Origin of the sequence: Streptomyces sp. ALI-76-A (genome assembly GCF_030287445.1) — a bacterium.
Taxonomy (GTDB): domain Bacteria; phylum Actinomycetota; class Actinomycetes; order Streptomycetales; family Streptomycetaceae; genus Streptomyces.
On the sequence record NZ_JASVWB010000002.1, the window covers coordinates 6,001,500 to 6,021,532 of the forward strand.

A 20,033-nucleotide genomic window follows, 5' to 3' on the forward strand; every position below is an offset into this window, starting at 1 on the left:
GCCGAAGCGGTGTGTCATCGAGCGGATGCGTGTTTGATCTGGAGAATGACACCCCTTTTGGGTGGCTAACCGTCGGACGACTTGCCAAAGACTTGGTCAAAGGCCCCAGAACGCACCGGAATCCGCTCTCTGTTCTAACCCTCCGACGACTTGCCGCCCGAACGGGGAGCACCGACCGCGGCGCCCGCCTTGACGCCACCGTCCTTGCCCGCCACCGGGGCCTCGAAGGATTCCAACGCCTCCAGGACGTCCTGGACACGGGAGATCTCGGCGTTGATGTCCTCACGCCGGCGCACCAGGATCTCCAGCTCGCGCTTGCCCTCCTCGACCGTGCGCCGCGCCTCGCGGATCGCCTCGGCCCTGAGTTCCTCGGCCTCCTTGATCAGCGTGGCCTTCTTCAGCTCGGCCTCCTTGAGCAGTCCCTCGGCCTTCTTCACGGCGGCGATCCGCACCTTGCCCGCCTCGGAATTGGCCTCCGAGACCAGCTCCCGGGCCTTGGACTCCGCCTTCGCGAGCTGCTCCTCGGCGGCCTTGATGAGCGCGTCGCACCGGTCGCCGGTCGACTTCATCGTCTCGGCGGCCTCGCGGCGGGCCCGCTCGTGCAGGTTCTCGATCTCGCTCGTGATGCGGTCGCGCAGCTCCTCCGCGCGTTCCCTTATGGCGGTGGCGTCCCGGCGGGCGCCGACGAGCAGCTCGTCCGCGTCCGTCCGGGCCCTCTCCACCAGCGCGTTGCCCTCGACCGTCGCCTCGGACACCAGCCGGTCCGCCTCGGTGCGGGCCACCCCGACCATGGTGTCGGCCTGGGCCTCCGCGTCCGCGGTGGTCTTCTGCGCCTGCTGCTGGGCCTCGGTGAGCAGCTTGTCGGCCTCGGCCGCGGTCTCCGTGATGAGCGTGTCGACCTGCTCGGCCGCCTCGGAACGCCGCTTGTTGGCCTCCTTGCGGGCCTCGTCGAGCGTGCGCTCGGCCTTCTCGCGCGCCGCGGTGACCAGCCGCTCGGCCTCGTCCGCCGCCTCCGCCTTGATCCGCGCCGACTCGCCGCGGATCCGCTCGGCGTGCTGCTGGGCCGACCCGACCGTCTCGGCGGCCGCGGCCCGCAGCCGCTCCGCCTCGCCGCTCGCGTCCGCGACCAGCTGCTCGGCCTGGGCGAGCGCCTCGGACCGGACGCGCTCGGCCTCCGTGACCGTCTCGGAGCGCAGCCGCTCCGCCTCCGCGACCGTCTCCTGACGCAGCCGGTCGGTGTCCGTGAGGGTCTCGGTGGTCAGCCGCTCGGCCTCGTTGCGCGCCTCGGTGATGAGGGTGTCGGCCTGAGTCGCCGCGTCCGACCGGATGCGGTTGGCGTCCTCGCGGGCGTCCGCCCGGGTGCGGGCGGCGGCCTGGTCGGCCTCCGCGATGGTCTCCGAGGCCTCCGTGCGCACCCGCTGGGCGTGCTCGGCCGCGTCCGAGCGCAGCCGCTCGGCCTCCGCGATCGCCTCCGACACCGTGCGCTCGGCGAGCGCCTTGGCGGCGTCCGTCTCCTCGGTCGCCTCGCGCCGGACCCGGTTGGCGTCCTCGGTGGCCCGTTCCCGCTCCGCGTACGCGTCGCCGCGGACCCGGTCCGCCTCCTCCTGGGCCTCACGGCGGGTACGGTCCGCCACGTGCTCGGCGGCACTGCGCAGCCCGGCGATCTCCTCCTGCGCCTGCTCGTGCAGACCGGCGACCGAGTCCCGCACCTGCTGGGCGTGGAGCTCGGCGGCCGACACCATCTCGGTGGCCCGCCGGTCCGCCTCCTCGACCAGCCGTACGGCCTCGGCCTGCGCCTCCTCCACGCGCCTGCGCGCCGAGGCCAGCAGCTCCTCGCTCTGCTCGCGGGCCCGCTCGCGCTCCTGGCCGGCCTCCTCGCGGGCCGCGCCGAGGATCTCCTCGGCCTCGCGGCGGCGCCGGTTGGCCTCCTCCTGCGCGGCGGCCAGCGTCTCGGTGGCCTCCGTCGCCAGCCGCTCGGCGGCGGCCTGCGCCTCCGCCCGCACCCGGTCGGCGGTGTCCTGCGCCTCCGACTTCAGCCGCTCCGCCTCGGCGGCGGCCTCCGACCGCAGGCGTACGGCGACGGTCTCGCCCTCCGCGCGGGACGCGGACGCGTCGGCGGCGGCCTCGGTGCGCAGCCGGTCCGCCTCGGCCTCGGCCTGCTGCTGGAGCGTACGGATCCGCTCGGCGGCCTCGGCGCGCAGCCGGTCGGCCTCCTCGGCGGCCTCCCGGCGGATCCGCGAGGCCTCCTCGCGGGCGTCGGCCAGCGCCTGCTCGGCGGCGGTGAGGCGCTCCTCGGCCTCGGTGCGCAGCCGGGTCAGTTCGGTGGCGGCCTCCGCGCGGCGGGCCTCTATCGCCTGCTCGGTCTCCTCGTGCAGCTCGCGCGCGGCCCGCTCGGCGTCGGCCTTGATGCCCTCGGACTGCTCGACCGCCTCGGCGCGGTGCCGCTCGGCCTCCTTGCGGGTGCGCTCCAGGGTCTCCTCGGCCTGCCGGCGCAAGGAGGTGGCCCGCTCGATGGCCTCCGTGCGGACCTTCTCGCTGTCCGTGGTGGCCTTCTGGCGCAGCTCGTCCGCGTCGGCCCTGGCCTTGGACAGCAGCTCCTCGGCGGTCCTGGCCGCCTCCTCGATCTGCTGGACGGCCTCCTTGCGGGCCTCCCCGCGGATCTTCTCGCCCTCGGCGACCGCGTCGGAGCGCAACTGCTCGGCCTCGCCGCGCAGCCGGCGGGCCTCCTCCTGGAGCTCGACCGTCTTGGCCCGGTACTCCTTGGTGTCGTCCTTCGCCGCGCCCTTGAGCTGCTCGGCGATGTCGTGCGCCTCGGCCCGCAGCCGGTCCGCCTCGCTCTCGGCCTCCCGGCGGATCCGCTCGGCCTCCTCGGAGGCCGCCCTGGTGGTCCGCCTGGCGTCCTCCTGGGCCTTGTTGAGGACGTCCTCGGCCGTCTTGGCCGCCTTGGACAGCTGGGTGGCGCTCTCCTCGGCGGTGAGCGTGCGGGCCTTCTCGGCGGCCTCGTCGAGCAGCTTCTCGGCCTCGGCGCGGGCGTCCGCGACCAGCTGTTCGGCGTCCGCCCGGGTGGACTCGGCCTCCTTGGTGGCCTCGCTGACCAGCCGGGCGACCTGTTCCTTCGCCGTGCGGGTGCGCTGCTCGTTCGCCGACTCCGCGCTCGACAGCGCCTTCTCGGCGGCCGCCTTGGCCTCGGCGAGCACCTTCTCCGCCTCGGAGCGCGCCTCGCGCAGGGCCGCGTCGGCCGCCGTCATGCGCTGCTCGGCGGCCCGGCTCAGCTCCAGCGCCTCACGGCGGGCCGCGTCCGACTCGGTCGCGGTGGACGTCCGCAGCTGCTCGGCGTGGTCGGTGGCCTCCTGAGCCTGGGCGGAGGCGGCGTTCAGCAGCCGCTCGGCGTCCGCGCGGGCGCGGCGCAGCAGCTGCTCGGCCTCGGTACGGGCCGACTCGGCCTCGCTCTGCAACCGCTGGCGGGCCTCGCCGGTCAGCCGCTCGGCCTCCGCGCGGGCGGCCGCCATGGCCTGCTCGGCCTCCGCGCGGGACTCCTCGAGGAGCCGGCGGGCCTGCTGCTCGGTCCGGGCGCGCAGCTGCTCCGCCCAGGCCACGTTCTCGTTGACGTGCGACTCGACGGTCTGCCGGCGCTCGGCCAGCTCCTGGTCCAGCTGCTGGCGGCGGGTGACCGCCTCCTGGTGCAGCTCCGCCTGGAGCCGGGCGGCCTGCTCGGCGTGCTCCTGGAGGATGCGCTGGGTCTGCGCCCGGGCCTGGCTCAGCTCGCGCTCGGCCTCCTGGCGCAGCTGGTCGGCCTGGACCTGCGCGTTGCGCAGCAGCTGTTCGGCCTGGTAGCCGAGGTCACCGCCGTCGAAGGAGGGCCGGGACATGATGGTGCGCCGCGCCTCGTGCAACTTGGCGCGCAGCACCTCGACCTGGTAGCCGAGGTCCTCGGCGTGCTGGATCGCCTTTTCCCGCTCGGTCTTCAGCCGCTTCATCTCGGCTTCGAAACGAGTGAGGTGATCGACGTCAGCCGCCGGTTCCCGCTCCTGGCTCTCGTAGCCCCGCACTGCGCGGTCCCATCCGTCCCCTGGTCGCAAGTCTCTCCGTACGAGCTCCGTCCATCCGCCGAACGGGGCTCCCGGGGAATGGTGTCAGATCAACGACGGAGCATGGGCTGCTGCCCCGACGCTCGTCCCCCGAAACCCGGACCCCGGACGGGTCCGGCCGTCACGGCAGGACCCCGGTCGCCCTGGTTGCGAGCGGCGACCGCCCCCAACCCTACCGGCCCATATGTACGGGGGTCAGTGCTCAGGTGACTCAACAGGCGCCGAAGTGACCAGTTCTGTCAGTACGCCATGGCAGTCCTTGGGGTGCAGGAAGGTGATTCGTGACCCCATGGAGCCGCGTCGCGGCTCTTCGTACAGAACGCGTACGCCCTTGTCCTTGATGTCCGCGGCGGCGCCGTCGACATCCGCCGTACCGAAAGCGATGTGATGCACGCCCTCGCCGTTCTTCGCGAGCCACTTCGCGACGGTGGAGTCCTCCCGGGTCGGCTCCAGCAGCTGGAGGTACGAAGCCCCGCCGTCGGACGTATCGTTGATCTTGAGCATGGCCTCGCGTACGCCCTGCTCCTCGTTGACCTCGGAGTGGAACACCTCGAAGCCGTATGTGGCCCGGTAGAACTCGACGGTCGCGTCGAGGTCGTGGCAGGCGATCCCGATGTGGTCGATTCGCGTCAGCATGGTGCCAGTGCAGCGCGCCTCGAGTGGTTACGCAACGTGCGCGCGATCACACCGACAGCCCGATGACGGCGTGGACTACCGCTCAGTACATTCGAAGTAAACCCTCGTTCACTCCTCGGCCTGTGCGGGCCGGTAAGGGGATCGCAGCTCATGACTGGATCGAACAGCACGACCTCGGTGATCGTCGCGGGCGCCCGGACGCCCATGGGACGGTTGCTGGGCTCGCTGAAGTCCTTCTCCGGGGCCGACCTCGGCGGCTTCGCGATCAAGGCCGCCCTCGACCGTGCGGGCATCGGCGGCGACCAGGTGCAGTACGTGATCATGGGCCAGGTGCTCCAGGCCGGGGCGGGGCAGATCCCGGCCCGGCAGGCCGCGGTCAAGGCCGGCATCCCGATGAACGTCCCGGCGCTCACCGTCAACAAGGTGTGCCTGTCGGGCCTCGACGCCATCGCCCTGGCCGACCAGCTGATCCGCGCGGGTGAGTTCGACGTGATCGTGGCGGGCGGCCAGGAGTCCATGACCAACGCCCCCCACCTGCTGCCGAAGTCCCGCGCGGGCTTCAAGTACGGCGCGATCGAGATGCTCGACGCGATGGCGCACGACGGTCTGACCGACGCCTTCGAGAACATCGCGATGGGCGAGTCGACGGAGAAGCACAACACCCGCCTCGGCATCGAGCGCCCCGAGCAGGACGAGTTCGCCGCCCTCTCCCACCAGCGCGCCGCCGCCGCCCAGAAGAACGGCCTGTTCGACGCCGAGATCACCGCCGTGGAGATCCCGCAGCGCAAGGGCGAGCCGGTCGTCGTCGGCACCGACGAGGGCATCCGGCCCGAGACCACCGCCGAGTCGCTGGGCAAGCTGCGCCCGGCGTTCGCGAAGGACGGCACGATCACGGCGGGCTCCGCCTCGCAGATCTCCGACGGCGCCGCCGCGGTGGTCGTGATGAGCAAGGCGAAGGCGCAGGAGCTGGGCCTCGCGTGGATCGCGGAGATCGGGGCCCACGGCAATGTGGCGGGCCCGGACAACTCGCTCCAGTCACAGCCGTCCAACGCGATCCTGCACGCCCTGAAGAAGGACGGCCTGGACGTCTCCGACCTCGACCTGATCGAGATCAACGAGGCCTTCGCGGCGGTCGCCGTGCAGTCAATGAAGGACCTCGGAGTTTCCACGGAAAGGGTGAACGTCAACGGCGGTGCCATCGCTCTGGGTCACCCGATCGGCATGTCCGGCGCCCGTCTCGTGCTGCACCTGGCGCTGGAGCTGCAGCGGCGCGGCGGTGGCGTGGGCGCGGCGGCGCTGTGCGGCGGCGGCGGCCAGGGTGACGCGCTGATCGTGCGGGTGCCCAAGGCCTGAGCAACGCTTACCGGCCGACCCCCTTATCGCGGTTCCCGCGGTTCCCGCGGTTCCGTGGGCCGGTGGTTCCCGAGGTCCCGTGCCTCCCGTGTTACTCGTGGTCTCTTCGTGAACGGAGCTGTGATGCAGGACGTCTCCACACTGGTCGCCCAGGCCAGGGAGGGCCGGCCCCGGGCCGTGGCCCGGCTGATCTCCCTGGTGGAGGGGGCGTCCCCGCAGCTCAGGGAGGTCATGGCGACGCTGGCTCCGCTGACCGGCGGGGCGTACGTGGTCGGGCTGACCGGTTCACCGGGGGTCGGCAAGTCGACATCGACGTCGGCCCTGGTGACGGCGTACCGCAAGCAGGGCAAGCGGGTCGGCGTGCTCGCCGTCGACCCGTCCTCGCCGTTCTCCGGCGGGGCGCTGCTGGGCGACCGGGTGCGCATGTCGGAGCACGCGTCCGACCCCGGGGTCTACATCCGCTCGATGGCGACCCGCGGCCACCTGGGCGGTCTCGCCTGGGCGGCCCCGCAGGCGATCCGTGTGCTGGACGCGGCGGGCTGCGACGTGATCCTGGTCGAGACGGTCGGTGTCGGCCAGTCGGAGGTCGAGATCGCGTCCCAGGCGGACACCAGCGTGGTCCTGCTGGCACCCGGCATGGGTGACGGCATCCAGGCGGCCAAGGCCGGGATCCTGGAGATCGGCGACGTGTACGTCGTCAACAAGGCCGACCGGGACGGCGCGGACGCCACGGCCCGCGAGCTGAACCACATGCTGGGCCTCGGCGAGTCCCGCGGCCCCGGTGACTGGCGCCCGCCCATCGTCAAGACGGTCGCCGCGCGCGGCGAGGGCGTCGAGGAGGTCGTCGAGGCGCTGGAGAAGCACCGGGCGTGGATGGAGGAGCGGGGCGTCCTGTCCGACCGGCGTCGCGCCCGCGCGGCCCACGAGGTGGAGGCCATCGCCGTCACGGCCCTGCGTGAACGCATCGGCGACCTGCACGGGGACCGCCGGCTCAGCGCCCTGGCCGAGAGGATCGTCGCCGGCGAGCTGGACCCGTACCGGGCGGCGGACGAACTGGTGACGGGCCTGACACAGACCTGAGCCACTCCCGGCCCGTCCGGCTCCTCCCAGCCCGTCCGACGTCTGAGGACAGGCCCCTTCAGGCCCGAAGCAGGGGTCTGGGGGGCGCGGCTCCCCGCGACGGGACGGGAAGGGGCGGCGGGGGCGAGAACCTCCCGGCCCCCGCCCTCACCCCCACCGCCCCGCACCACCCGTCAGGCGTCGTCGTTGCCGTTGTCGTCGTCCTGGTCCCGACCGGCGTCCTGGCCACTGTCGTCGTCCGCCGTGTCCGCCGTGACCTTCCCGGTCCTCAGCCCGACGTTCCAGTCCTCCTCGGCCTCGCCGGAGGTCCGCGTCTCCACGTCCCAGCTCCTGGACGCGCCGTCCTCGTCCAGGTCCACCGAGGTCACCGTGCCCTTGCCGGCCGCCGCCCGCGCCGCGTCCGCCGCCGTCACCGACGCGCCCTTCAGCGCGGCGCGCACCTGAGCGGTGTCGTCCTCGCTCCCGGTGTGCGAGCCGAGCACCTTCCCGCTCGCGGGGTCGATCCGCACGCTGTGCCAGGTGTCGTCGCCGGCCAGCACCCCGACCTCCCAGACGACCGCCGCGTCACCGCCGTCCGCGGCCCGGCCGTTCCGGTCGTCGTCCTGGTCGTCCTGGCCGTCCTCGTCGTCCAGCTCGGCGGAGACGGCCGTGCCGGGCGAGTGCTTCAGCGCGGCGGCGATGGCGTCGGCCGCCGTCACCTTCGCGGCCGCGACACGGTCCGCGTCGTCGTTCCGGTCCTCGCGCGTGTCCTCGCCGGCGTCGTCGCTTCCGTCGTCGTCCCGGTCGTCGTCCCGGGCGTCCGTGCCCGTCCGCGCCGCGTCCGCCGTCTGCCGTGCCGTCCCCTCGCCGTCATCCGTCACCGCGAGAGCCGTGGCGGTGCCGCCTCCGGCCAGGGCGGCGGCCGTGACGGCGGCGATCACGATGTTGCGCTTCATGGGGGTTCCTCCAGAGTCCGTGCGATGCGTTCGCTTTCGACGTCACCCACCGTCACCGACCGACGCTGAGCGGCACCTGAAACCCCCTGAAGTGATCTTCAGCTTCTCTTTGCGAACCTTTACGCATGCGCCTGTTGATCGTCGAGGACGAAAAGCGGCTGGCCCTGTCGCTCGCCAAGGGTCTGACCGCCGAGGGGTACGCCGTGGACGTCGTCCACGACGGCCGGGAGGGCCTGCACCGGGCCACCGAGGGCACGTACGACCTCGTGATCCTGGACATCATGCTGCCGGGCCTCAACGGCTACCGGGTGTGCGGCGCCCTGCGTGCCGCCGGCCACGACGTGCCGATCCTGATGCTCACCGCCAAGGACGGCGAGTACGACGAGGCGGAGGGCCTCGACACGGGCGCCGACGACTACCTCACCAAGCCGTTCTCGTACGTCGTCCTCGTCGCCCGGATCAAGGCGCTGCTGCGCCGCCGCGCGCAGGGAGGCGGCGCCTCGCCCGTGCACGTCCTCGGCGACCTCAAGGTCGACACGGCCGCCCGCCGGGTCTTCCTCGGCGAGGACGAGGTCGTCCTCACCGCGAAGGAGTTCTCCGTCCTGGAGCACCTCGTGCTGCGGGCCGGCGAGGTGGTGTCCAAGGCCGACATCCTGGAGCACGTCTGGGACTTCGCGTACGACGGCGATCCGAACATCGTCGAGGTGTACGTCAGCACCCTCCGGCGCAAGCTGCGCGCCGAACTCATCCGGACGGTCCGCGGCGCCGGCTACCGGCTGGAGGCGGAACGATGAGCCGCCTGTTCGGCTCCGTCCGGTCCCGGGCGACCCTCGCGGCCACCCTGGTCGTCGCCGTGGCGCTGGTGGCGGCCGGGGCGGCCGTGCTGCTGTCCCTGCGGTCCAACCTCATCGGCCAGGCGGGCACGGAGGCGGAGCGCACCGCCCGGTCGGTCGCCTCCGAGCTGTCCGTGGGGAAGACGCCCGAGCAGCTCGCCCTGGACGCGGACGAGGGGCCGGTCCAGGTCGTCGACGAGCACGGCACGCTGGTCGCCGTCAGCGAGGACCTGGAACGGATCAGCGGCGCGGGCACGCCGGAGGTGAAGGCGCGCCCGTCGACGACGACGGCCCCCGAGGGCGACGAGGACGGCGACGACGACGCGCACGCCGGCGACTCCCTGGAGCCCGGCGAGATCGACGACTCGACCACCTTCACCAACGGCTCCGTGACCGTCGACCAGGACACCGCCGACTACCGCTTCGCCGCCGTGAAGGTGGAGACGGAGCAGCAGGGCACGCTCACCGTCTGGGCCGGCGCGCCCCTGTCCGCCGAACAGGGCGCCGTGCGGACCGCGCTGACCGTCATGCTGATCGGCTTCCCGCTGCTGCTCGCCGTCGTCGCGGCGGTGACCTGGCTGGTCACCCGGCGCGCTCTGCGCCCGGTCGAGGGCATCAGCGGCGAGATGGCCGCGATCACCGCCTCCGAGGACCTCGCGCGCCGCGTGCCGGTACCGGACACCCACGACGAGGTGGCCCGGCTCGCCCGCACCACCAACGAGACGCTGGCCGCCCTGGAGGCCTCCGTGGAGCGGCAGCGCCGGTTCGTCGCCGACGCCTCGCACGAGCTGCGCAGCCCGATCGCGTCCCTGCGCACCCAGCTGGAGGTGGGCGCCGCGCACCCCGAGCTGCTGGACGTGGAGGGTGCCGTCGAGGACACCGTACGGCTTCAGCGGCTCGCCGCCGACCTGCTGCTGCTCGCCCGGCTGGACGCGGGGGACAGGCCCGCCACCGACGCCCGGTTCGACCTCGCCGCGCTGGTGCGGGAGCAGGCCGAGGGGCGGCCCGGGGTGACCGTCCGGGCGCCGGAGGCCGTCCGGACGGCGGGGTCACGCGGGCAGGTGGGACGGCTGCTGACCAACCTGCTGGACAACGCGCGGCGGCACGCCCGCCACACGGTCGCCGTGAGCGTGCGGTGCGAGGGGGAGTGGGCGGTGGCCCAGGTCGCCGACGACGGGGACGGGGTGCCCGAGGAGGACCGGGAACGGATCTTCGAGCGGTTCGTCCGGCTGGACGACGCCCGCAGCCGGGACGACGGGGGTGCCGGGCTCGGACTCGCCATCGCCCGGGACGTCGCCGTACGGCACGGAGGCAGCCTCACGGTCCGGGACGCGCCGGCGGGCGGAGCCCTGTTCGAACTCCGCCTGCCGCTCGCCTAGGAAGCGGTGCCGCCCGGGTCAGGGGCGTCCCCGGTGCCCGCGCAGGTGTTGCGCGATGGGCTTCAGGGCCTTGTCGAGTTCCGTGAGGGCCTCGGGGGACAGCAGATCGATGAAGTGCCTTCGCACGGACGCCACATGATGGGGCGCGACCTTCTTCATCGTCTCCATGCCGTGCTCGGTGAGCACCGCGTACAGACCTCGGCGGTCCGACTCGCAGTTCTCGCGCCGAACGAGGTCCGCGTTCTCCATGCGCGTGATCTGGTGGGAGAGGCGGCTCTTGGACTGGAGGGTGGCGGAGGCGAGGTCGCTCATCCGCATCCGTACGCCCTCCGACTCGGAGAGATTCACCAGGATCTCGTAGTCGTTCAGGGTCAGGCCGAACGGTTGCAGGTCCTTTTCGAGCTGATACGTCAACAGCCTGTTGACCTCCAGGTGGGTGCGCCAGGCGCACTGCTCCGCATCCGTCAGCCAGCGCGTGGCCGTCTCGGTCTCCATGAATGAAGTCTACCTAAAATGTTGAAAGGCGAACTAGTGAGGGTGGCGTGACGGCGTGCACACGTTCGACGTCACACTCCGCAGACTACCGCTCACAGCCCGAAGCGACGCTGGAGGTCTCCCAGCTGTCCGGGAAGGCGCGGTGCGCCCGGCTGCTGTGAGGGGCCCGCGGGTGACCCGCCGCCCCCGGGTACTCCGGCCTGCTGCGGAACCGCCCCCGTGGCCTGCTCGGCCATCAGTGCCTCCGACGACTGGAGGAGGACCGTGCCGGCCCCGACGAACTCGAACTGGTGCTCCTCGCCGGAGGCCCCGCCGAGGCCCGTCAGCGCACGTAGTCCGCCCATCAGACCGGTCATGTAGCCGTGGTCGTAGTGATGGCACGGCGAGGGGCAGTCGGCCCAGCCGACGAGCGCCTGCGGGTCCACCCGGATCGGCGGTTCCATGAACACCACCGGACCGTTGGAGGCCGCCACGAACTTTCCGGTTCCGATGAGGGTCAGGAAGCCCGGCACGATCGACTGCTTGAGGGCGAGAGTTGGCTGAAAAGCAAGCAAGTTGCCCGAGCGAATGGTCAGGTTGCCGTTCTCCAGGTCGTACGAGTTCACGTCGAAGGCCCGGTCGGCGAGGAGCATCTTGCCGGAGCCCGCGGCCACGACCCAGTCGGCGGCGTGCAAAGGCGAATGGAACGACGTACGCACCAGACCGTCCAGCCGGCCGTGTCCGATGCCGTCGAAAGTCATCGAGCCGTAGTAGGCGATCATCTTCCCCTTCTGCAGGAACCACTGGCTCCCTTTGAGCTCCACGCAGAAGGTGTGGTTGTTGACGTTGTCGTCGGACGGCAGTGTCAACGGGTCGTAGACCGTCGGGCCGCCGCCCGGAGCCCCGTACATGCTCACAGCTTCTCCTCCGAGGCCTGGACGTACACCGCGCCGTTGCCGCTGAGCTCCAGCTGGAACGCCTCGCCGGAGCCGCGGCCCACCATGTCCCGCCAGCCCAGCGCGGTGGACAGCTTGTTGCGGACGTCGCCGTGGTGGGCGACGTACGCCTGCGGGTCGACGTGGACCGGGCGCTGCGGGGTGATCGGGACCTCGATGACCCCGCCGTGCGCCATCACCGCGACCGAGCCGTGTCCCCTCAGGGTGGTCGTGAACAGCCCCTGGCCGGTCACCTGGCCCCGGACCATGCCCATGACGCCGCCCTGGGCGCCCATGAACATCGTCCCCTGCTCCAGGGTGCCGTCGAAGGCGAGCAGCCGGTCCGCCTCCACGTAGAGGGTCTCGCCGGTCAGGTGGATCACCTGGACGTGATGGCCGCCGTGCCCGAACAGCACCGTGCCGTTGCCCTCGACGCTCATCAGGGGCGTCGCCTCGCCCGCCACCCGGCGGCCGATCATGGACGTGATCCCGCCCTGGCCGCCCTGCATGTTCGGGGTGAAGGACACCTCGCCCTGGTAGGCGAGCATCGCCCCGCGCTGACTGAACAGCCGCTGCCCGGGCACGACCGTGGCCTCGACCATCTTGGAGTTGATCTCACGCAAGGCCATGTCACACGTCCCCCGCGATCGTGTTCCGCTCGCTCGGCTGGACGTACACCAGGCCGTCCCCCTCGAAGCGGATCTGGAAGGCCTCGCCGCCGCCCTCGCCCATGAACGTGCGGAACGTCACACCCGACTGGAAGGACTGCCGCAGGTCGCCCTGGTGGGCGATGTAGGCGCCGGGGTCGACGGTGAGCGGGAACTGCGCGCTCACCCGCAGCACGACCGCCGGCCCGTCCGACATGATCGCGGCCTGTCCGTGGCCCTCGATCGTCGTCGTGAACAGCCCGTTGCCCTGCGAGGCGCCGCGCGTGCCGGTGAACGAGGTGCCGGTCCGCAGCCCCGAATCGGTCGCGAGCAGGTTGCTCGACTCCACGTACAGCTTGTCCCCCTGAAGGGCGACGAGGTTGATCTCCGAGGCCCGGTCCGCGAACCAGCAGGTCCCGTGCCCCTTCACCTCCATCAGTGTCATCTGCTCACCGGTGATCCGCCGGGTCACCATCCCCCGGATGCCCTCACCGCCGCCGCTGAGCTTCTTGAAGTCCATCTGCCCGTCGTACGCGACCATCGAGCCGTTCTTCGCCTTCACGGCGTCCCCGGTCATGTCGACGGCGAGCACCTTGCTGCCTTGAAGTCGGAACATCGCCACGCTGTGAAGGTAGCCCCAGGTGGGCCCCGGCCAACAGGTCCCAGAGGTGGAGAAAGGCCCCGATCGTCCCCTGGGGGATCCGTCCGCCGCCCGGGGGCCCGCTGATCCCGGGCCGGCTCCCGTGCGCGACGCCGTCACGGGGCGACCCCGCACCGGGCGCCGCACAACCGTTTGCCACAATGGACGGACCTTTGTGCTCGCATTCACAAACGTCCGACGTCTCTCCCACCGAAGGTGACCCGTGGACCTCAAGACCGCCACCTCCCTCCGCCGCCTCCGCCTGGTCTCGGCCCCCGAGGCGATCTCCTTCCTCCTCCTGCTCGTCTGCTCGGTGCTGAAGCGGACCACGGACTTCAACGCGGTCCCCGTGATGGGGATGGTCCACGGCGTCCTGTTCGTCCTGTACGTGATCTTCTGGGCGGACGCCTGGAACCGCACGAAGTGGTCCCTGAAGACGGCCGCCCTCTACTTCGTCCTCTCCGTGCTGCCCGCCGGCGGCTTCTTCGCCGAGCGCAGGCTCCGGCGGGAGACCGAGGACGCGGTCATCGCCTCCCGCGCCCGCAAGGAAGGGGTCGTCGGCGCATGATCGTCGCCTTCTCCGTGACACCGCTGGGCGTCGGCGAGGACGTGGGGGAGTACGTCGCCGACGCCGTCCGGGTCGTGCGCGAGTCCGGCCTGCCGAACCGCACCGACGCGATGTTCACGTCGATCGAGGGTGAGTGGGACGAGGTCATGGACGTCGTCAGGCGGGCCGTGGCCGCGGTGGAGGCACGGGCGCCGCGCGTGTCGCTGGTCCTCAAGGCGGACATCCGTCCCGGGGTGACGGACGGGCTCACGTCCAAGGTGGAGACGGTGGAGCGCCACCTCTCCGCGTAGCCGCTCCCCCCGCACGCCTTCGGGGGCTTGGCCCCCGAACCCCCGTGTCGGCCCTGAAGGGGCCTCGTCCTCAAACGCCGGACGGGCTGGATTCGCCGGCCCGGCGCCGAGACGCGACCCTCGCAAACCCTGGACGGGCCGCAAGGGGCCCTGAACCAGCACCACCAGGGGGCCGCAACCCCCGACCCGTCCCCGACCCACCACCCGACCGAACGCGCTACGCGCACCGAGCGGCCCGCCACGAGTCAGAGCCCCCCGCACCCGGGACCGACAGGCGAGACGGGGCTGACCGGTATGTGACCGGCCGGTAAGGTCAAGACGTGCCGAAGCCGCTCAGTCTCCCCTTCGACCCCATCGCCCGCGCCGACGAGCTCTGGAAGCAGCGCTGGGGAAACGTGCCGTCCATGGCCGCGATCACCTCGATCATGCGCGCGCAGCAGATCCTGCTCGCCGAGGTCGACGCCGTGGTCAAGCCGTACGGACTGACGTTCGCGCGCTACGAGGCGCTGGTGCTGCTCACCTTCTCCAAGGCCGGTGAACTGCCGATGTCGAAGATCGGCGAGCGGCTCATGGTGCACCCCACGTCGGTGACCAACACCGTCGACCGCCTGGTGAAGTCGGGCCTGGTGGCCAGGCGCCCCAACCCCAACGACGGCCGCGGCACCCTCGCCACCATCACCGAAAAGGGCCGCGAGGTCGTCGACGCGGCCACCCGCGACCTGATGGCGATGGACTTCGGCCTCGGCGTGTACGACGCGGAGGAGTGCGCGGAGATCTTCGCGATGCTCAGACCCCTGCGCGTCTCGGCACACGACTTCGACGAGGACTGACCCGGGGCACGGGCTCCCCGGGCGCGTGGTTACGCTCGTACGCATGAAAAAGTCCGTGCTGACGCGCTACCGGGTGATGGCCTACGTCACCGGTGTGCTGCTGGTCCTGCTGACCCTGGGCGTGATCGCCAAGTACCTGCTCGACATGGACGGGGCGGACGGCTTCACCCGCGTCGTGGGCATCGCGCACGGCTGGCTGTACATCCTGTACCTCGTCTTCGCCTTCGATCTGGGCTCGAAGGCGAAGTGGCCGGTCGCCAAGCAGATCTGGGTGCTGCTGGCCGGGACGGTTCCCACGGCCGCCTTCTTCGTGGAGCGGAAGATCAGCCGCGAGGTGGAGCCGCTGATCACCGAGGGCGCTCCGGTGGCCGCCAAGGCGTAACCTCACCGCCGCACGGACACACGTGCGGCGGTCGGCCATCGACATTTACTAGGACGTCCAAGTAAATTTGTGGCATGGACGCTGACGCCATCGAAGAGGGCCGCCGACGCTGGCAGGCCCGGTACGACGCCTCGCGCACGCGGGAGGCCGACTTCACCACGCTCTCCGGGGACGCGGTGGAGCCGGTGTACGGACCACGGCCGGGGGACAGGTACGACGGCTTCGAGCGGATCGGGTGGCCGGGGGAGTACCCCTTCACGCGTGGCCTGTACCCGACCGGCTACCGCGGGCGTACCTGGACCATCCGGCAGTTCGCCGGGTTCGGCAACGCCGAGCAGACCAACGAGCGCTACAAGAAGATCCTGGCCAACGGCGGTGGCGGGCTGTCCGTGGCCTTCGACATGCCGACACTGATGGGGCGCGACTCCGACGACCCGCGGTCGCTGGGCGAGGTCGGGCACTGCGGTGTCGCCATCGACTCCGCCGCCGACATGGAGGTCCTGTTCCAGGACATCCCGCTGGGCGACGTCACCACCTCGATGACCATCAGCGGGCCCGCCGTGCCCGTCTTCTGCATGTACCTCGTCGCCGCCGAGCGGCAGGGCGTCGACCCGGGCGTCCTCAACGGCACCCTCCAGACCGACATCTTCAAGGAGTACATCGCCCAGAAGGAGTGGCTCTTCCAGCCCGAGCCGCACCTGCGCCTGATCGGCGACCTGATGGAGTACTGCGCGGCCGGCATCCCCGCCTACAAGCCGCTGTCGGTCTCCGGCTACCACATCCGCGAGGCCGGTTCGACGGCCGCGCAGGAGCTGGCGTACACCCTCGCGGACGGGTTCGGGTACGTGGAGCTGGGGCTCAGCCGCGGCATGGACGTGGACGTCTTCGCGCCCGGACTGTCCTTCTTCTTCGACGCGCACGTCGACTTCTTCGAGGAGATCGCCAAGTTCCGCGCGGCCCGCAGGATCTGGGCACGGTGGATGCGGGACGTGTACGGGGCGAAGAGCGACAAGGCGCAGTGGCTGCGCTTCCACACCCAGACCGCCGGGGTCTCGCTGACCGCGCAGCAGCCGTACAACAACGTCGTACGGACAGCGGTGGAGGCGCTCGCGGCGGTGCTCGGCGGCACCAACTCGCTGCACACCAACGCCCTGGACGAGACGCTCGCGCTGCCCTCCGAGCAGGCCGCGGAGATCGCGCTGCGCACGCAGCAGGTGCTGATGGAGGAGACCGGCGTCGCCAACGTGGCCGACCCGCTGGGCGGTTCCTGGTACGTCGAGCAGCTGACCGACCGGATCGAGGCGGACGCGGAGAAGATCTTCGAGCGGATCAGGGAACGGGGCCTCCGGGCGCACCCGGACGGGCGGCACCCCATCGGGCCGGTCACCTCCGGGATCCTGCGCGGGATCGAGGACGGCTGGTTCACCGGTGAGATCGCCGAGTCCGCGTTCCGCTACCAGCAGGCCCTGGAGAAGGGTGAGAAGCGGGTCGTCGGCGTCAACGTCCACACCGGCTCGGTGACCGGCGACCTGGAGATCCTGCGGGTCAGCCACGAGGTGGAGCGGGACCAGGTGCGGGCGCTGGGCGCGCGCAGGTCCGCGCGGGACGACTCCGCCGTACGGTCCGCCCTGGACGCGATGCTCGCGGCCGCGCGCACCGGCGGCAACATGATCGAGCCGATGCTGGAGGCGGTACGGGCCGAGGCGACGCTGGGCGAGATCTGCGGGGTGCTGCGGGACGAGTGGGGGGTGTACACGGAACCGGCGGGGTTCTGACCGGCTAGTCCGTTCCCGTTCCCGTTCCCGTTCCTGCTGTCCCTTCCGCTCCCGCACCCGAGAGGCCCAGCAGCAGCACCCTGGTGAAGCCGCGGACCCACTCCTCGTCCGCCGGTTCCGCGCTCACCAGGGTGCGGTGGACCACCGCGCCGGCGACCACGTCGAAGATGAGGTCCACCGTGCGGGCCGCTTCCCGCGGGTCGGACGCCGGCGGCAGTTCGCCGCGTCGCTGGGCCCGGCGGCGGCCCTCCAGGACCAGGCGTTTCTGGCGGTCCACGATGGAGGCGCGGATGCGTTCGCGCAGGGCGTCGTCGCGGGTCGACTCCGCGACCACCGCCATCAGGCCGCTCTTCGCCTCCGGGCGGGCCAGGATCGCCGCGAACTGGAGGACCACGCCCTCTATGTCGGCGGCGAGGGTGCCGCAGTCGGGGAGTTCCAGCTCGTCGAAGAGTTCCGCCACCGCGTCGACGACCAGCTCGTTCTTGCCGGCCCAGCGCCGGTACAGCGTCGTCTTCGCCACCCCGGCGCGCGTCGCCACGTCCCCGAGCGTGAGCTTCGACCAGCCCAGCTCCACCAGCGCCGCCCGGGTGGCCGCGAGGATCGCGGTGTCCGCGGTGGGGCTGCGGGGGCGTCCGGCGGCGCGCGGGACGGAGGTGCGGCTCTGCATCCCCTGACCATAAACCGACGGTTGGGACGCGTCCGTGAGGGAGATCACCGGGGGTGGGTGGCCCGGAGGGACCCGGCGCCATTACGCTACGACCCGTAGCGAAACCACTGGTGCGGGGTGGGGACCCGGCGCGGAGGAGCACGTGGCACGACCGGCTTTCACAGCGCTTTTCACACGCGGGCGCGAACGGGGGAGGATAGACGCATGCAGCCACGGAACATGTCCATGAGCGGAGTCGTCGACCTCGCCGCGGTGAAGGCGGCCCAGGAGGCCAAGGCGAAGGCGGAGCAGGCGCGCGCCGAAGCGGCCCGACAGGGCGGCGGGCCGGGAGGGATCTCCCCGGCCGATCTCGTCATCGACGTCGATGAGGCGGGGTTCGAGCAGGACGTCCTGCAGCGCTCCGCCGAGGTGCCCGTCGTCATCGACTTCTGGGCGGAGTGGTGTCAGCCCTGCAAGCAGCTGAGCCCCGTCCTGGAGCGGCTCGCCGTCGAGTACAACGGGCGCTTCCTCCTCGCCAAGATCGATGTCGACGCCAACCAGATGTTGATGCAGCAGTTCGGGGTCCAGGGGATCCCGGCCGTCTTCGCGGTGGTCGCGGGACAGGCCCTGCCGCTCTTCCAGGGCGCCGCCGGTGAGGCGCAGATCCGGCAGACCCTGGACCAGCTGGTGCAGGTCGCCGAGCAGCGCTTCGGCCTGACCGGCCTGGTGGTCGACCCGGACGCCGAGCCGGGCGCGGTCGCCGAGACCGCTCCCGCGCCGACGCCGGCCGGACCGTACGACGCGCTCCTCGAAGCCGCCGTACACGCCCTGGACGCGGGCGACTTCGGCGGTGCCGTCCAGGCCTACAAGAACGTCTTGGCCGACGACCCGGGCAACACGGAGGCCCGACTGGGTCTGGCCCAGGCCGAGTTGCTCCAGCGGGTGCAGGGACTGGACGCGCAGCAGGTGCGCAAGGAGGCGGCCGAGAAGCCCGGCGACCCCGAGGCGCAGATCGCCGCCGCCGACCTGGATCTGGTGGGCGGTCACGTGGAGGACGCCTTCGGCCGGCTCATCGACACCGTGCGCCGCACGGCGGGTGACGACCGGGAGGCCGTGCGGGTGCGGCTGCTGGAGCTGTTCGACGTCGTCGGCGCCGACGATCCCCGGGTGGCGGCGGCGCGCAGGGCGCTGGCGCGCGCCCTGTTCTGACCGGCGCGGCGGTCCGGTTTCTGACCAGTCGCTAAACCTCCTGCCATGTGATGCCCGAGTGAAGATTGGCCCACAGGGGCCGGTGCGGCCGCGCTTTGCCAAATCTTGGCAATCGCGGCCGCTGTTACTTGCAGTAAGTCAGAGGCGTTGATCTGTCGCTTTCTGTCCAATGATCAACAGCTTTGTCACGCCCCTGTCTGACACCGAGCGTCGCCGACCGAGACCAGCGGGTCGTTGTTCGGTTATCCGGCCGTTACTAGCGAGTAACGAACCCCCTTGTGTCGACGGCGAGAATGCACCACGATCGGCGACGCTCGGTCCAATCCCGTACCCCGACAGCCGGTTGGGTCGACGGGAACCCAGGGTCCCCACCGAGCAGAGCCGGCGGCAGTGGCGCCGGCTCTTGGGCAGGGGGGTCTTCGCCGCTCGGCGAAGCCTGTCCAGCAGGGTTGTGCGTGATGCGTGTCAGGCGCGACCAGTGGTTGTCGCTCGGGGGTGATCGCCGGTGATTCGGGTGCGGTTCGCGCCACCGAGTACAGGCGCTCCCCTTCCCGAGGACGTAGCACTTCTCCCATCCCTGCCCGGCTGAGCCGTCGACCCGACAGGGGAAGCCAGGGCCAGGAGATGTACGTCCGAGAAGGAGGAAATATGGAGTCCCAGGTGCGTGGCGGGACCAGATGGAAGCGGTTCGCTGTGGTCATGGTGCCCAGCGTTGCCGCCACGGCATGTATAGGTATCGCTCTCGCGCAGGGCGCCCTCGCCGCGTCGTTCAGCGTGTCGGGGCAGTCGTTCAAGGTGACGGCCGACCGGATCGAGGGCACGGGCTTCTCGCAGTACGGAGCCATCGACTCGGGGTACACCCTCGACGGCAAGAAGACGGCTCACCCCGTCGCGGTCTCGGCCTTCGAGAAGGCCTCGATCACGAACATGTGCCAGTCGGTCGTCACCCCGAACATCCCGCTGCTCGGGTCGGTCAGCCTCACGCTGAGCGCGGGCGGCAAGGGCACGCCGGTCCAGGCGGACAACCTCTACATCGACGTCGAGGAACTCGAGGCGAACGCCACCTTCGAGAACATCGACATCGGTGTGGCCGGCAAGGACCTCAGCAAGGGTCCGGGCATCAAGAGCGGTGACACCGCCAACCCGTTCGGGTTCGGCCAGCAGGCCACCAGGGCCACGCTGACCGACGTGAAGCAGACGGCGTGGGCGACCACCGCCGGCACCTTCAAGCTCAGCGGTCTGAAGATGTCGCTGTCGAAGGGCGTCAAGGAGTGCTACTGAGCACTCACTGACGGGCGGGGGAGCCGGTGGCCTCCCCGCCCGTCCACTCTGC

The 20,033-nt window shown here is 71.4% G+C and carries 19 protein-coding genes; 11 read left to right on the forward strand and 8 right to left on the reverse strand.

Features of this window, described 5'->3' with window-relative positions; all coding sequences use genetic code 11:
* Positions 1 to 134: 134 nt before the first annotated feature.
* Both scy and mce read right to left on the reverse strand, forming a co-directional pair.
* Positions 135 to 4,049 (reverse strand): polarized growth protein Scy, encoded by a 3,915-nt coding sequence (scy, locus tag QQS16_RS28000; protein ID WP_286064789.1) that lies wholly within the window; start codon positions 4,047 to 4,049, stop codon positions 135 to 137.
* A gap of 234 nt (positions 4,050 to 4,283) precedes the next feature.
* Positions 4,284 to 4,724: a methylmalonyl-CoA epimerase gene (gene mce / locus QQS16_RS28005; RefSeq protein ID WP_286064790.1), complete on the reverse strand. Its 441-nt coding sequence runs from the start codon at positions 4,722 to 4,724 to the stop codon at positions 4,284 to 4,286.
* A 150-nt stretch (positions 4,725 to 4,874) separates the two neighbouring features.
* Here mce and QQS16_RS28010 point away from each other — a divergent pair, with 150 nt between their 5' ends.
* Together QQS16_RS28010 and meaB are read left to right on the forward strand one after the other, a co-directional pair.
* Positions 4,875 to 6,077, forward strand: coding sequence for an acetyl-CoA C-acetyltransferase (locus QQS16_RS28010; RefSeq protein WP_286064791.1), 1,203 nt, complete (start codon positions 4,875 to 4,877; stop codon positions 6,075 to 6,077).
* A 123-nt stretch (positions 6,078 to 6,200) separates the two neighbouring features.
* A complete protein-coding gene (meaB, locus tag QQS16_RS28015) occupies positions 6,201 to 7,157 on the forward strand; it encodes a methylmalonyl Co-A mutase-associated GTPase MeaB (RefSeq protein WP_286064792.1) in 957 nt (318 codons plus the stop codon).
* A 173-nt stretch (positions 7,158 to 7,330) separates the two neighbouring features.
* On the opposite strand, the gene QQS16_RS28020 is transcribed toward meaB, so the two are convergent.
* Entirely contained in the window at positions 7,331 to 8,092 is a 762-nt protein-coding gene (locus tag QQS16_RS28020; RefSeq protein WP_286064793.1) for a PepSY domain-containing protein, read from the reverse strand.
* A 125-nt stretch (positions 8,093 to 8,217) separates the two neighbouring features.
* Here QQS16_RS28020 and QQS16_RS28025 point away from each other — a divergent pair, with 125 nt between their 5' ends.
* Positions 8,218 to 8,886: a response regulator transcription factor gene (locus tag QQS16_RS28025; RefSeq protein ID WP_286064794.1), complete on the forward strand. Its 669-nt coding sequence runs from the start codon at positions 8,218 to 8,220 to the stop codon at positions 8,884 to 8,886.
* The gene (locus tag QQS16_RS28030) at positions 8,883 to 10,304 is read left to right on the forward strand and encodes a sensor histidine kinase (RefSeq protein ID WP_286064795.1); all 1,422 of its coding nucleotides are present in this window, start codon (positions 8,883 to 8,885) and stop codon (positions 10,302 to 10,304) included. Before QQS16_RS28025 ends, QQS16_RS28030 begins: the two co-directional genes overlap by 4 nt.
* 18 nt (positions 10,305 to 10,322) lie before the next feature.
* Here the strand turns inward: QQS16_RS28030 and QQS16_RS28035 are convergent, their stop codons facing one another.
* From QQS16_RS28035 to QQS16_RS28050, 4 genes are all read right to left on the reverse strand, one after another.
* Positions 10,323 to 10,799, reverse strand: coding sequence for a MarR family winged helix-turn-helix transcriptional regulator (locus tag QQS16_RS28035; protein WP_286064796.1), 477 nt, complete (start codon positions 10,797 to 10,799; stop codon positions 10,323 to 10,325).
* Between the two features lie 92 nt (positions 10,800 to 10,891).
* A complete protein-coding gene (locus QQS16_RS28040; protein ID WP_286066480.1) occupies positions 10,892 to 11,689 on the reverse strand; it encodes an AIM24 family protein in 798 nt (265 codons plus the stop codon).
* 2 nt (positions 11,690 to 11,691) lie between these two features.
* A complete protein-coding gene (locus tag QQS16_RS28045) occupies positions 11,692 to 12,342 on the reverse strand; it encodes an AIM24 family protein (protein ID WP_286064797.1) in 651 nt (216 codons plus the stop codon).
* Position 12,343: 1 nt separating this feature from the next.
* Positions 12,344 to 12,976: an AIM24 family protein gene (locus QQS16_RS28050; RefSeq protein WP_286066481.1), complete on the reverse strand. Its 633-nt coding sequence runs from the start codon at positions 12,974 to 12,976 to the stop codon at positions 12,344 to 12,346.
* Positions 12,977 to 13,223: 247 nt separating this feature from the next.
* On the opposite strand from QQS16_RS28050, the gene QQS16_RS28055 reads away from it, so the two are divergent.
* The 5 genes from QQS16_RS28055 to icmA all read left to right on the forward strand — a co-directional run bounded on the left by QQS16_RS28055 (position 13,224) and on the right by icmA (position 16,845).
* On the forward strand, positions 13,224 to 13,568 hold the full coding sequence (locus QQS16_RS28055) for a DUF3817 domain-containing protein (protein WP_286064798.1): 345 nt from the start codon (positions 13,224 to 13,226) through the stop codon (positions 13,566 to 13,568).
* A complete protein-coding gene (locus QQS16_RS28060) occupies positions 13,565 to 13,858 on the forward strand; it encodes an MTH1187 family thiamine-binding protein (protein ID WP_286064799.1) in 294 nt (97 codons plus the stop codon). Before QQS16_RS28055 ends, QQS16_RS28060 begins: the two co-directional genes overlap by 4 nt.
* Before the next feature lie 320 nt (positions 13,859 to 14,178).
* Positions 14,179 to 14,688, forward strand: a complete 510-nt coding sequence (locus QQS16_RS28065) for a MarR family winged helix-turn-helix transcriptional regulator (RefSeq protein WP_286064800.1) — start codon at positions 14,179 to 14,181, stop codon at positions 14,686 to 14,688.
* Positions 14,689 to 14,731: 43 nt separating this feature from the next.
* Complete coding sequence (locus QQS16_RS28070; RefSeq protein WP_286064801.1) at positions 14,732 to 15,070, forward strand: DUF3817 domain-containing protein; 339 nt, start codon at positions 14,732 to 14,734, stop codon at positions 15,068 to 15,070.
* Between the two features lie 74 nt (positions 15,071 to 15,144).
* Positions 15,145 to 16,845: a coenzyme B12-dependent isobutyryl-CoA mutase large subunit gene (gene icmA, locus QQS16_RS28075; RefSeq protein ID WP_286064802.1), complete on the forward strand. Its 1,701-nt coding sequence runs from the start codon at positions 15,145 to 15,147 to the stop codon at positions 16,843 to 16,845.
* Positions 16,846 to 16,849: 4 nt separating this feature from the next.
* Here the strand turns inward: icmA and QQS16_RS28080 are convergent, their stop codons facing one another.
* Positions 16,850 to 17,512, reverse strand: a complete 663-nt coding sequence (locus tag QQS16_RS28080) for a TetR/AcrR family transcriptional regulator (RefSeq protein ID WP_286064803.1) — start codon at positions 17,510 to 17,512, stop codon at positions 16,850 to 16,852.
* A 204-nt stretch (positions 17,513 to 17,716) separates the two neighbouring features.
* Between QQS16_RS28080 and QQS16_RS28085 the strand changes: the two genes are divergently transcribed.
* Positions 17,717 to 18,700, forward strand: coding sequence for a tetratricopeptide repeat protein (locus tag QQS16_RS28085; RefSeq protein WP_286064804.1), 984 nt, complete (start codon positions 17,717 to 17,719; stop codon positions 18,698 to 18,700).
* A gap of 648 nt (positions 18,701 to 19,348) precedes the next feature.
* The gene (locus tag QQS16_RS28090) at positions 19,349 to 19,981 is read left to right on the forward strand and encodes a DUF6230 family protein (protein ID WP_286064805.1); all 633 of its coding nucleotides are present in this window, start codon (positions 19,349 to 19,351) and stop codon (positions 19,979 to 19,981) included.
* Positions 19,982 to 20,033: the final 52 nt, after the last annotated feature.